Below are 12,698 nucleotides of genomic sequence, written 5' to 3'. Positions count from 1 at the left end.
ATTTGATACGTGAATTAGATGTTAAATTTTCTAATTGGTTATATCGACCGAACTAGCGATTCCTTTTCCGATAATTCTGTCGTAACGCTGATTGTTTTCTCGGTAATAGACTAAGGCAAAATAGTTGTTTTCGGTTTGGTGAAAATTCCCGTCAATGGCATTCTCCTCATCAATTTTGCCGTTGGCATCTGCAATTACATATTGGTAATTGGTAAAACCTTGTTTGATCATAATGGGGCTTTTTCATAAATTCCTCTTTCGGCATTGTATTCCATTTTGTTTTCCTCACCGATGGCGTAATTGTTGAACATTCCATTAATATAAATCGATTTTTTACCATAATAACTCGGAGCCGAAAGACTAAAGAAAACCCAAGCATAATCGGCTTCAATTTCACTGTTTTGCGCTCCGATGTTTTTTACGATAAAATTTCCGTTAACATCAGGGTAATAGGTGTAAGGCACATTGGCTCTGGCCTGGCTTTGGTACAAATAAGCATTGTAAACACCGCCTTTAGAATCTACTCGAGCTATGCTGTTGTTGGCGGCGCGAATGTCTTTGTTTTCAAAAAATAAAAATTCATTCCCGGCCCAAAATTGGGTTTCGGTATCATATTTATAAATCAAATCATTAGCTATGGTGTATTGTGGTTTCACATTGGTAATGGCATTGTCAAATTTGCCGTTTTGCAACAACATGACTTTGACATTCTTTAACGGACTTTGGAAATTAATAGTAGCCGATTTGATGGCGAAATCCAAGTTGTGTTTTTGATTAGTAACTGCTAAATTTCGGGCTCTTCTGACTTGCATAGGAACGCTTACTATATTTTCATAAAGAATAAATTTTTTGGTAAAAACCACTTCTTTATCATCGTTTAAAATTTTAATCACATAATTGCCGCTGACTCTGAATTGGGTAAAACGGTTCGGAAAAGACAGTCGGTAGTGAGAATACAATTGTAAAGTAGTTAACGAATTGGTGTAATCCTGAATTCTCTGGTCGTCAAAACCATTGATGTATTCGGCTTTGGCCAGTTGAGACGGATTCCAGTCATAATCGCAATGGGTTATGGTATAAAAATAGTTGGCTTCATTGCCATACAAATCATCAAATTGTAATTGGAAACTGTCGCCCAATTGAAATATAGGGATTGCGTTTTGCCCATTTTGAACAAAACTTACGGTTTTAATATGGTAAGGTGGCGCGATTTCTTTTTCGGGTTGGGCGACCGCATTTGGAATGGTTAAAAAAAATCCGAGTAAAAAGACGAAATATTTTGGCATATTATTTTGAATCAGATTGGTAAAGATACTAATTTTATCTAGCGAGAATTATGCCAAATAAAGAATTATTTAAAACAAACCGGTATGATTTCGCCTTTGGCCAAACAATATTTTTCGACCAATTCAGGAGCGATTTTATTGGTATAATCTTCTTCGATTACTTTAAAACCGATGCTTCTCAGTTTATCAAAATAATCTCTTCCGTAAACACGAACGTGGTCATATTGCCCGAAGATTTTGGCGCGTTCTTTTTGGTCAACAATCGTATCATCCGAAAAAGTCGTTGCCCTCGACAAGTCTTGTGGAATTTGAAAAATCCCCATACCGCCGGGTTTTAATACGCGGTATAATTCCTGCATCGCTTTAGTATCGTCTGGAATGTGTTCCAAAACGTGGTTGCACAAGATTAAATCATAAGCGTTGTCTTCAAAAGGCAAATTGCAAATATCCGCTTTGACATCCGCCAATGGCGAAAGCAAATCGGTTGTAGTATAATCGATATTGGTTTGTTTTTTGAAACGTTTATAGAATTCTTGTTCCGGCGCAAAGTGTAATACTTTTTTCTTAACGGTTGCCGTAAAAAAATCGGTTTCATTTTGTAAATACAGCCACAGTAAACGGTGTCTTTCTAACGAAAGTGTACTCGGCGATAACACATTGTTTCTTTGATTTCCATACCCATAAGGTAAAAACATACGGAAACTTTTCCCGTCAATAGGGTCAGTGAAACGACTGCCTTTTAACAAAAAAGCCAAGATAGGGCGAACCACTATACTCAAACGAATCAGTATGGGTCTTGGAATGGTATTTAAAATGAACTTGAATAATTTCTTCATTACGTTATCTTGTTGTCTTTTGAGGAGATTTTAGGCGTGAAATTCCGAATGTCTGCCGAATATTCGCCTCTTAATATCAAATATTACAGTACTAAAGGTGTTTTACGAAATTCATCTTCCTCATTACTCTCAATGCCCAAAGCTTTATAGATGTAAGCAAAAGTCGATAACAATTCAGGTTTACCATCAACCAAAGCTACATCGTGTTCAAAATGGGCACTTGGTTTTCCATCAGCCGTTAAGATGGTCCATCCGTCTTTGAGTTGCTTGATGTTTTTGGTTCCCATATTAATCATCGGTTCGATAGCTACAACCATTCCTTCTACGAATAGTTTTCCGCGACCGCGTTTGCCGTAGTTAGGCATTTCCGGTTCTTCGTGCATTTTTTGACCTAAACCGTGTCCAACCAATTCACGAACAACACCATAACCGTGCGCTTCGGTATATTTTTGTATCGCATTTCCAACATCTTCTACACGATTTCCGATTTTGAATTCACGGATACCAACGTACAGACTTTCTTTGGTTACTTGCAATAATTTTTTGACTTCCGGAGCGACTTCACCAATCTCAAAAGAGTAGGCGTGGTCACCGTAAAAACCATTTTTCAAAGCACCGCAATCTACTGATATCACATCGCCTTCCTGCAACGGGACATTGTTTGGAATACCGTGAACGACTTGGGCATTCGGACTCATACAAAGCGAATTTGGGAAACCATACATGCCCAAAAATCCCGGTTCAGCTCCATGATCTCGTATGAAAGCTTCTGCTAATTTGTCTAAATATAAAGTGGTCACTCCGGGTTTGATTTCGGAGGCTATCATGCCTAAAGTTTTCGAAACAATCAAAGCGCTTTCGCGCATCAATTCGATTTCTTCTCTTGTTTTTTGGATAATCATCTGCTGTAATTAAGGTTGCAAAAGTAGTTAATTTTTTTTACTACTTATTTTGAAATTACAGAATGATTGCCAGATAAATCGGAAAACCTAAAGTGATATTGAAAGGAAAAGTAACGGCAAGCGCCATGGGTAAAAAAAGACCGGGATTGGCTTTTGGAGCTACTATTTTCATTGCTGCAGGAACAGCAATATAAGAAGCACTCGCTGCTAAAACCGCAAATATAAAGCGATTTCCAATTTCATCAGTTACCATTTGACTCAAAAAGGCAACTGCGCAACCGTTGAACAAAGGGATAAATATGGCAAAGGCCACTGCAAACCAACCACTTTTAAGGAAGTCGTCCAATTTTTTTCCACTTATAATTCCCATATCTAAAAGAAAGATGGCTAAGAATCCTTTAAAAATATCGGTGGTGAAAGGTTTTATTCCCATAGCTTGTTGTTCGCTAGCCAAAAACCCAATTACCAAACTTCCTAAAATTAAAAGCACACTGCCGTTGGTAAGCGAATGCTTTATTACTGATAACAAACTCGTAGGGTTGGTTTTTTCTTTGTTGTACATTCTCATTAAAATTACGCCAACCACTATAGCGGGAGCTTCCATTAATGCCATCACAGCAACCATGTGGCCGCTAAAAGTATATTTTTGAATTTCAATAAACGCTACCGCAGTAACAAAGGTCACAGCGCTTACGGAACCATAAGCCGCAGCAATAGCTCCTGAGTTTGCGATGCTGAATTTTCTTTTCAGAATAAAGAAACAATACAATGGGATGGCTACCGCTACCGTCATTCCAAAAAGAACAGACCACAAAATGTTTACAGTAAAATGGCTGTGCGCCAATTCTTGCCCGCCTTTAAATCCTATGGAAAATAAAAGATAAAGTGAAATAAATTTTGAGGTATTGTTTGGGATTTCCAAATCACTTTTTAGTCGGGTAGCAATGATACCCAATAAAAAAAACAGTAAAGCCGGATTAGTTAAATTGTCTAAAAGCAAACTAATATTCATTCGGGTTAAATTTAATGGGATTATTCTAAAAATTATAATTCTCCGTTGCGAAGGATATAAAAGTCAACTATTATTTTGATCTCTGCTTTTTCTTACATGGTGCGGAGGATTTCGCTTTTGGATCGTATCTCAGCGATGGTATTTCTAACATTGTGTTGGGCAACCAATTTGGCAAAAGCTTCATTTTGTGTTAATTATAAGTTATTTAGTTAAAAACATAGGAAGTGTTTGTTGATGCTGTTGCTCTTTTGAGACGGTCGTTAATAGATCTGCCCAGCTGATTTTCAGGAAATTTTTCAGCAATAATGATATCTAAGTTTAAACGGTCCAATCGGTGCATAGCCGCATATAAATTGGAAGCCGCTTCAGCCAAATCGCTATTGAAGGAAAGCACTTCCTGATGGGTAATATTTTCGGAGTTAATGATTTGGTTAAAAAGAAGTAAGCCTACTTTTTTATTTTTATAAAAATCGATAGATTCCAATATATTATCAGTGGTTATAGTCTGTGTTTTCGGGGCATAATGTTTGGCCATCATGCCCGGTGCCATAGGTTTGTGCTCTTCAAAGTTTTTGATATTAACCGGGCCGATTTCATGTTCAATATCTTCCAGAGCAATCGACCCTAATCGGTATAAAACAGGAGTATCGTTTTCAAATCCGATTATAGTGGATTCTATTCCTTTTTGGCAATTTCCACCTTCAAGGATAAGCGGAATTGAAGCTCCGAAATATGCTTCCACATGACTCGCTTTGGTTGGACTGATAGAACTGAAAGGATTAGCACTTGGAGCCGCTAACGGGAAAGATAAGAGGTTTAATAGTTTGAGCGTTTGCTCGTGATTGGGCATGCGAACGGCCACAGTGTCTTTTCCTCCGGTTACGAAATTAGGGACAATATCTTTCTTTGGTAGCACTAAGGTTAGAGATCCCGGCCAAAATTTCTCCATTAATTTTTTGGCTAAGATCGGGACTTGAGTAACCAAATCTTCTAATTGATTGGCATTACCAATGTGAACAATCAGCGGATTGGAAAGGGGACGTTTTTTTAAATTGAAAATGCTTTTGATGGCTTTTTCACTAAAAATATTCCCGGCTAAACCATACACGGTTTCTGTTGGAATGGAGATGACGGCATCATTTTTAAGTAAATGAGCTGCCTGATGAATGTCTGTTGAAATCATTTTTTTGTTTTACGGATTACACAAATGGCAATAGGTTGGGTCTTCTGTGTTTTTTTGGTGTGGAAATAACGCTTCTTTGGTGAATTCACATTTGTTGCATGTATACAAGTAGCTTAGTGTTGAATCTGTTGGTTTTTTGCACCAACTACAAGGCAAACCGGGAATGGCTTTGGTGATTGCAAATCCGGGCGATTTACAATTCGGGCAAGTGGATTGAACGTTTTGAAGCAGTTTTTGAGCCGCTTTTTCAATGACTTTCATTCGGGTTGGGTTGAACTGGGCTCTCATATCGGTCTCCACATAGGCCATTCCGAATTCATTTATAAATTCGTTGACATATTTCTTTAAATTTTCAGAGTCGTTAATTCCTTTTACGATTTTGCTGAAATTGTTCTCAGCCGGTTTTAAAATGAGAGCATGTGATGGGAACTGAACTCGTTGGGCAAAGGCTAGTAAATCACTTTCATTAGTAATGACGGATGCATTGAAATTGGTGTCTAAACTTATTTCCCGAGCTACAATTTCCAAGTCGTTTTTAGCGTCTTTTAGCATTATTAATTCATCATCTGCCGAGGCAAAAAAAACTGAAGGATGAACTCCAAACGACCCTTCACTAGCGATAACCAAATCACAATGATTCTTTTCCATAGCAAGGATACATTTTTTTCTAAGGGTCGTTAGAGCATCATCTTTTCTGGATACTTCACCTGAGAAAGTTCCCAGAGTATCGGTGTCAAATTCATCAGAAGTAAAACAGCGAACACCTAGTTTTTTTTCGAATAAAGGAGCAATAACCTTTTCTTTATGGTGTTTTGTGGCTACTAATAGTTTTCGATTATTGAATATCTTCATCTAATTCAATCGTAATAGTGCCTTTTATTTTCAAAGAAGGATGTTCAACTAAATCAAGCCAAGAGCGAAGTTGAATTTTAGTTTCCAGTAACTCTTCAACTCTTTTTTTAGAATGATGCGGATGGCGATCTGTTCTGATGTGATTGCTAAAATCGTCTAGTTTGTGATAATTTATTTTATTATCTATCATGGTAACGAGTATCGACTTTGCTTCGCTTGGGGTAAAAACACCATCAATTAATTTAATCTCTTTTTTAGTTTGAACTTTCATAATTTTAAATTTATTTTTTTTAGTTGGTATAATGTTATAATCACGCCTAAGCCCAGCAAAGCAAACGAAATAATATTTTTTGGCAACAAGAAGTTCAAAGCCAATCCTCCTAACAATAAAGCCAATAATATAACTAGTGCCAGTTTATCGGTTATTTTCTCCATAGCTTGTTTCATATTTATGATGTTGTTGAATTACTGGACAAAATTCTATATTACTTTTCATATATTTTTATTTATATTTGTTATAATATACATAAACATAATTTATGAATTATACTTTACATCAACTGCAAGTATTCTTAAAAATCACACAAACTAAAAGCATAACAAAAGCCGCGGAAGAGTTACATCTCACGCAACCCGCCGTATCTATTCAGTTAAAAAATCTTCAGGATCAGTTTGAAATTCCGCTTACAGAAGTAATAGGAAGGAAATTATTTGTGACCGATTTTGGAAAAGAAATTGCCTTAGCCGCCGAAAACATAGTCAATGAAGTGCATAGCATCAATTACAAAACTCTGGCATTTAAAGGGATTTTAAGTGGCAAACTCAGGATATCCGTAGTGTCAACAGGAAAATATGTTATGCCTTATTTTTTGTCTGATTTTACCAACAATAATAAAGGTGTAGAGCTAGATGTGGATGTTGCTAATAAGCTAAAAGTAATCAAAGCCCTCAAAAATAATGAAGTTGATTTTGCCTTGGTTTCTACCTTGCCCTCAGGAATTGAAGTAGAATCCGAGGTTTTAATGGATAATAAGTTGTTTTTAGTTGCCAATCAAAAAACGGAATTGAATAATCCTAAAAGAGCAAATGAATTCCTCTCCAACACCTCTCTTATTTACCGTGAAGAAGGATCTGCCACACGAATCGCTATGGAAAGCTATCTAAATAAGCAAGGAATTAAGGCCAGAACAAAACTGCAATTGACCTCCAATGAAGCTGTCAAACAGGCGGTGATTGCAGGCTTAGGGGTTTCGATTATGCCCTTAATCGGTTTAAAAAATGAGCTTGAAAACAACAGTATTACAATCTTGCCTTCCAAGGGTTTGCCTATTATCACCAATTGGACTTTAATTTGGTTAAAGGGTAAAAAAATGAGTCCGGCAGCTACAGCTTATTTGGATTTTATTAAAAAAGAAAAGGAAAGCATCAAAAACAAAAACTTTTCATGGATAGATTCCTTTTAATGACTGTCTGAAATTACTCGGGATTCGCCATGATTTTAAACAGCGTTGCGTTAGAGTCGAAAAACCGGTTTTCTATTTGCAGTTTTGAAAGTTGGGCGGAAACCAAATTGTTTTCGCGCGAATTGATTAAAAAGACAGAGCTTTCGCCAAAGGAGAAAAGGCGTTCTTCGGAAGCCAACATCGTACTGTAATCCGCTACTAAATTATTGATGAGCTGTTGCTGTTTTTCGAGTGAAGCGATTTCGGTTTGTTGCGCTTTGATTTTATTCTTCAATTGTACCCGTTCCAAATCTAAATCGAATTTTACATCTTGCAATTTGTATTTAGCCAACTGTAAACTCCCGCGTTCTTTGCGCAAAAACACCGGAAAGGAAAAATTCACGCCTACTTTATAATCCTGAAATCGGTAATTGTCAAAGTAACTCGGCTCCGATAAATACGAGTAACCCAAATCGATTTTAGGTAAAAGCATATTGGCTTTCAATTTTCGTTCGACTTCGAGTATTTCGATTTTGTTTTCCAATGCGTTGATTTTCGGATGGTTTTCTAAAGAAGGATTTTCTAACATCAAGTCGTTAGTGCGTAACGTTTCTTTGATGGTCGCAGCCAAATTTTCCTCAGGTACGATATCGTCTTGCAATTCGAGCGGCACATTATTTTCTAACCAAAGAAAGTTAGCCAATTCCAATTGGGCTTTTGTCAATTTTAATCTCGATTCTTCCAAGCTTAACTTTCGGTTTCTCACTATGATTCCGGCTTCTACGCTGTCAATGGCCGGTTTGTCGCCTTCTTCAATGGATTTTGTGATACCTTTATAACGCACTTCGGCATTGGTTAAATAATTTTGGTACAAAGTGACCTCGTTAAAATTTCTCTTCCAATTGAAATAAGCCACTGAAGCGTCATACAACACTGAAACCGCCATTAAATTTCGTTCGGCCTGACTCAATTTGACTTGAATTTTGGCTTTGCGCAAATCGGCCATGCGTTGGTTAATGAATAAGCCTTGTCCCAACGGAATCGAAATGCCAAGCGAAGTCAAACCTTGATTCGGAACCGTATTTTCTGGATTCAGATAAATACCGTCGTTGTTGTCAAATCCGGCTTTGACTTCAATGCCGTACCAAGTCGGAATTTTAAAACTGCTGTTTAGTATCGAATAATATTCGTTGTCTTTGAATTTTTTCTGTTCAAAATCGACTTCAATCTTAGGGTCAAAACCACCGCGCGCCATCATTAAATTGGCTTGTGCCTGATTGAGTTCTAAGTTGGCACTTTTAACCAACGGATGGTATTTTTTGACATACCCTAAAAACTCATTATAGCTGAGTTCTTTGGTAGTATTTTGACTCCAAACCGTGAATCCCAAAAATAAAAAACCTAAAAGGATTGATTTCATTACTTTTTGTCTTTTTGAAGGTTGTTTTTAGGTTGGTAATAATTTGGTGGAAAACCATTGAGCGTTCGCCAAATTTCAAACCAAACGGGCACATTGTCTAACAAAGCCAAGGTTTGCGCTCCCGAACCGATGCTGATTTGTTTTGGCCAAGGCACATCATTTTCATCAGGAGCAATTAAAACCCTGAATTTTCCGTTATCACTGATAAAGTTTTCAATGGCCACAATCTTTCCGCCAAAAGTACCATAAGACATATTGGGCCAACCCGAGAAAACAATAGTAGGCCAACCGTCAAACCAAATTCTCACTTTTTCACCTTTGTGCAATAATGGTAAATCGGTTGGTGTAACAAAAGTCTCTACCGCAATATCATATTTCGCCGGCATGATGCTTACAATTTGAGTGCCTTCTTTAATTGTTTCACCAATACCCGATTGTAACGCTCGGTTGACATAACCGCTTTGCGGCGCTTTGATGTAATACATGCCGTTTCGAATTTGGTAATTGGTATATTGGTTTTTGAGCTTGTTGACTTGAGCTTCCGTGTCATACTGACTGCTGAGTGCCGTGTATTGGTCGCTTCGGGCTTTTTGCTCTTTTTCATTGTATTCGGCGATGATGCGGTTGATTTCTACTTTGGCATTAATCAATTCGTTTTCGCTGGCCAAAAGCTTGTTTTCTTGTGTGATAATCTTGGCTTCGGTTTCTTGTAATTTCAAGCGTTTTTCTTCAACATCGGTCATAGGTTTTAAACCTTCTTTGTTTAAAGCCACCGAACGGTTGAATTGTGTGGTCGCGATTTTTATTTGAGTTCGAACGGCTACCAAATCCATGCTGTCGCTTTTGACTTTTAATCGGGATTGTTTGATTTTATTTTGGGCTTGTTGCAGTTTTAATTGGCGTTCATTTTGGATTGCGGCAATTTGGGCTGCCAACGAAGTAACTTTACCACCATAAGATTTTCCGGCCAGCTCTTTAGCTTTGAGTTGGCTTTCGGTGTTTTTGACCAAATTCGGGTCGAGATAATCTTCTTTGGTTTCCGAAATAAAGAGAATCGTATCGCCTTTTTGCACAAAATCACCTTCTTTGACATACCATTTTTCAATTCGTCCCGCAATAGCAGAATGGATGGTTTGCGGTCTTTGATCCGGTTTTAAAGTTGTCACGGCGCCTGTTCCTGAGATATTTTGTGTCCAGGGCAAAAACAAGATCAGTAAACCCAATAGCGAAACTCCGATTATGATTTTGTTTAAAATTTTGTAATGCGGTCGGTTGCTCAGCGTTTTAAAAGTGCTGTATTTCTCTATGCTTTCGCCAATTCGATTGTTGTTGGAAATGTTGAGCATCGTAATTATTTTTTAGTATCGTTAATGATTTTTCCTTCGTTCATAATGATGTTTCGGGTGCATTTTTGTTTCCAATAGTCGTTTTTAGAGGAAACAATTAAGGTCCATTTATTGTCATTTGAAGTAATAAAATCGATGACTTCTTTGGCCGCATCATTATCCATTTTGTCTAATGCATCTTCATAGAACAGAATTTTAGGTCGGTTGATAATGCTTCTGGCCAAAAGGATTTTCTGTGCATTGGAAGAAGACAACTGCTTGCCTTCGGGATATATTTTGGTATCCAAACCTTTGGGCAACGACTTGATAAAATCACCCAAATTCACACTTTCAATCGCCCATTTTAAATCTTCTTGAGAAATCAATGGATTGTTGAAAGTGATGTTTTCCAGAATCGTTCCTTCAAAAGGAGTTTCACCCGTTATAATGGTGCTGATTTGCGAGCGGTATTGTTCTAAATCAATTTTTCGATAAGTATCATCATTGATATAAAACGAACCCGAAGTTGGTTTTAACAACCCGGAAAGAATACGAATTAAAGTGGTTTTGCCCGAGCCGTTTAATCCTTCCAAATATATTTTTTCCGATTGCTCGATGGTCAGATTAATCTTTTCTAAAACATAATTCGTTGAGTCAGGAAATTTATAGCTTAAATTTTCAGCCGCCAATTGAATGTTGGTATAGCAATAATCCGCTGATTTAGCCGATGATTCTTCTATTTCTAAGTCGGTTATTTGACCAATTTTTTCTACAGCAGTCAATACATCGTACAAGGTTTCTAATCCGATTACAATTTTTTCAACAGAATTGATGACCAATAAAATGATGATTTCTGCCGCAACGAATTGACCAATATTCATTTTTTGGTTTAAAACCAAATAGCCGCCAATGAGTAATAATCCTGCAGTGATGATGATTTTGAAAACAATCAATTGGGTGAATTGTCTTTTGATAACCCCAAAATGTCTTTCACGATGGATTAGGTATTCCGAAACTAAACGGTCGTTTTTGGTTAAAGCAAAGTCGAAATTGGATGACTTTTTAAAGCTGAAATTATTTCGCGCCATTTCTTGTAACCAACTTACCACTTTATATTTGAATTTCGATTCTTTCAAACTGCTTGACAAACCGGAATTAAAAGAGAATCTAAAAATAATGTACAGTAAAAGAATCAGAAAAATTCCAAAGAAGATAAAAAACGGATGGTATAACGACAGCAATATAATTCCAAATACAATTTGCAGTAATGCCGAGGAAAAGTCAATCAACAATTTTGAAGCGCCTTTTTGAATGGTTAATGTGTCAAAAAAACGATTGGCCAACTCAGGCGGATATTGGTTGTGCAGCGCTTCGGTTCTAATTTTCGGCAGTCTAAATCCAAACTCAAACGAAGAGCGAATGAATATTTTTTGTTGTAAATTTTCAGTGATGCGCAATTGCATTAGTGACAGAATTCCGACTAAGGCAACTCCGGCAATCACTATGAAAACGAGCACAATCCAAGATACGCTGACTCTTCCGGATTGAATCAAGTTAATGATGGCTTGAATTCCGAGTGGTAAAGACAAACTGACCAATCCGGCAAAAATGGCGTAAAAAAAGACTTGTAAAATATCTTTTCGGTCGAGTTTCAGTAGGTTGATTAATCTTTGTGAAGCAGTAAGTGTCATAACTAATTAGTTAAAGTTTTTTGAACCAAATCAATGTAAAATTGGGTTGGAGAATTGTTCTCGTTACAGTTGGTAATCGTTTTTAAATGATCTTTCAGAAAATGTTGGTGCAAAGAACCTTCAACTATAGAAGAAGCTAAGGTTTTGGCATAAGTATACTCCGGATTGACTTCCTGGATGATATCAATGATGCGGTTAATTACTCTTTTGTAAACCAAAAAGAAACCTTCCTTGTTTTCGGTATCCACTTCTTTGGTCAAGAGTGTTTTGGTAAATTCAGCAATAATAATTTTATTCAAAACCGATTCATTGATGTGTAGCGTGGTTGAGTCATCTTCAATTTTTTCGGTAACTATGGTAATAGCTCTTTTGAGTTTTTCCATAGGGTCAACAATGTTTGAGGTAGAAAAAACCATTCGGTATTCCATCCAACCCCAATACCAAGACGACAAATAGAGTAATAATTTGTGTTTGTTTTCAAAATAGCGGTACAACGAGCTTTCATTTGAGCCAATTCGCTCACCCAACTTTTTGAAGGTGAAATCTTCAAAACCAACTTCATCAATTAACAAGATGCTTTCTTGAATGATTTTTTTTCCAAGCGTTGAGGTTTCCGGGTCTTTCACGTAAATTTTTTCATTTACCTGAATTTTCAAATTAGAGAGTATTGAATTCATATCAATAATATTTGATGCAAATATAATAGTAATACTATCAATATTGAAATTTTAACTTTTATTTATAAATTA

General features: G+C 36.9%; 12 protein-coding genes and 1 pseudogene. 1 reads left to right on the top strand and 12 read right to left on the bottom strand.

Annotated features, from left to right (window positions below; translation table 11 throughout):
- Nucleotides 1-30: 30 nt before the first annotated feature.
- From P7V56_RS00545 to P7V56_RS00510, 8 genes and pseudogenes are all read right to left on the bottom strand, one after another.
- A pseudogene (locus tag P7V56_RS00545) lies at nucleotides 31-1,286 on the bottom strand (type IX secretion system plug protein).
- A gap of 65 nt (nucleotides 1,287-1,351) precedes the next feature.
- Complete coding sequence (locus tag P7V56_RS00540) at nucleotides 1,352-2,122, bottom strand: class I SAM-dependent methyltransferase (RefSeq protein WP_171222062.1); 771 nt, start codon at nucleotides 2,120-2,122, stop codon at nucleotides 1,352-1,354.
- A gap of 83 nt (nucleotides 2,123-2,205) precedes the next feature.
- On the bottom strand, nucleotides 2,206-3,024 hold the full coding sequence (gene map / locus P7V56_RS00535) for a type I methionyl aminopeptidase (RefSeq protein ID WP_171222063.1): 819 nt from the start codon (nucleotides 3,022-3,024) through the stop codon (nucleotides 2,206-2,208).
- A gap of 55 nt (nucleotides 3,025-3,079) precedes the next feature.
- Nucleotides 3,080-4,036, bottom strand: coding sequence for a sodium-dependent bicarbonate transport family permease (locus P7V56_RS00530; protein ID WP_171222064.1), 957 nt, complete (start codon nucleotides 4,034-4,036; stop codon nucleotides 3,080-3,082).
- Nucleotides 4,037-4,241: 205 nt separating this feature from the next.
- Nucleotides 4,242-5,219 carry an L-threonylcarbamoyladenylate synthase gene (locus P7V56_RS00525; protein WP_171222065.1) on the bottom strand — a complete coding sequence of 326 codons (978 nt, stop codon included), beginning with the start codon at nucleotides 5,217-5,219 and terminating at the stop codon, nucleotides 4,242-4,244.
- 9 nt (nucleotides 5,220-5,228) lie between these two features.
- Nucleotides 5,229-6,071 carry a DUF6671 family protein gene (locus tag P7V56_RS00520; protein ID WP_205959351.1) on the bottom strand — a complete coding sequence of 281 codons (843 nt, stop codon included), beginning with the start codon at nucleotides 6,069-6,071 and terminating at the stop codon, nucleotides 5,229-5,231.
- On the bottom strand, nucleotides 6,055-6,342 hold the full coding sequence (locus P7V56_RS00515; RefSeq protein WP_171222066.1) for a hypothetical protein: 288 nt from the start codon (nucleotides 6,340-6,342) through the stop codon (nucleotides 6,055-6,057). The genes P7V56_RS00520 and P7V56_RS00515 overlap by 17 nt, the downstream gene beginning before the upstream one ends.
- Nucleotides 6,339-6,518 (bottom strand): hypothetical protein, encoded by a 180-nt coding sequence (locus P7V56_RS00510; protein WP_171222067.1) that lies wholly within the window; start codon nucleotides 6,516-6,518, stop codon nucleotides 6,339-6,341. The genes P7V56_RS00515 and P7V56_RS00510 overlap by 4 nt, the downstream gene beginning before the upstream one ends.
- Nucleotides 6,519-6,610: 92 nt before the next feature.
- Between P7V56_RS00510 and P7V56_RS00505 the strand changes: the two genes are divergently transcribed.
- Nucleotides 6,611-7,534 carry a LysR family transcriptional regulator gene (locus tag P7V56_RS00505; RefSeq protein ID WP_171222068.1) on the top strand — a complete coding sequence of 308 codons (924 nt, stop codon included), beginning with the start codon at nucleotides 6,611-6,613 and terminating at the stop codon, nucleotides 7,532-7,534.
- Between the two features lie 13 nt (nucleotides 7,535-7,547).
- On the opposite strand, the gene P7V56_RS00500 is transcribed toward P7V56_RS00505, so the two are convergent.
- From P7V56_RS00500 to P7V56_RS00485, 4 genes are read right to left on the bottom strand one after another with little or no spacing between them, the layout of a single operon-like run.
- The gene (locus tag P7V56_RS00500; RefSeq protein ID WP_171222069.1) at nucleotides 7,548-8,933 is read right to left on the bottom strand and encodes a TolC family protein; all 1,386 of its coding nucleotides are present in this window, start codon (nucleotides 8,931-8,933) and stop codon (nucleotides 7,548-7,550) included.
- Nucleotides 8,933-10,279, bottom strand: a complete 1,347-nt coding sequence (locus tag P7V56_RS00495; RefSeq protein WP_171222070.1) for an HlyD family secretion protein — start codon at nucleotides 10,277-10,279, stop codon at nucleotides 8,933-8,935. Before P7V56_RS00495 ends, P7V56_RS00500 begins: the two co-directional genes overlap by 1 nt.
- Nucleotides 10,280-10,284: 5 nt before the next feature.
- Nucleotides 10,285-11,949, bottom strand: a complete 1,665-nt coding sequence (locus tag P7V56_RS00490) for a peptidase domain-containing ABC transporter (RefSeq protein ID WP_171222071.1) — start codon at nucleotides 11,947-11,949, stop codon at nucleotides 10,285-10,287.
- 2 nt (nucleotides 11,950-11,951) lie between these two features.
- Complete coding sequence (locus P7V56_RS00485; protein ID WP_171222072.1) at nucleotides 11,952-12,626, bottom strand: TetR/AcrR family transcriptional regulator; 675 nt, start codon at nucleotides 12,624-12,626, stop codon at nucleotides 11,952-11,954.
- Nucleotides 12,627-12,698 lie beyond the last annotated feature (72 nt).

It is taken from the genome of Flavobacterium sp. IMCC34852 (assembly GCF_030643905.1).
GTDB classification, from domain to species: domain Bacteria; phylum Bacteroidota; class Bacteroidia; order Flavobacteriales; family Flavobacteriaceae; genus Flavobacterium; species Flavobacterium rivulicola.
Note: the sequence above shows the minus strand (reverse complement) of the source record. Positions and strands in the feature narration are given on the sequence as shown.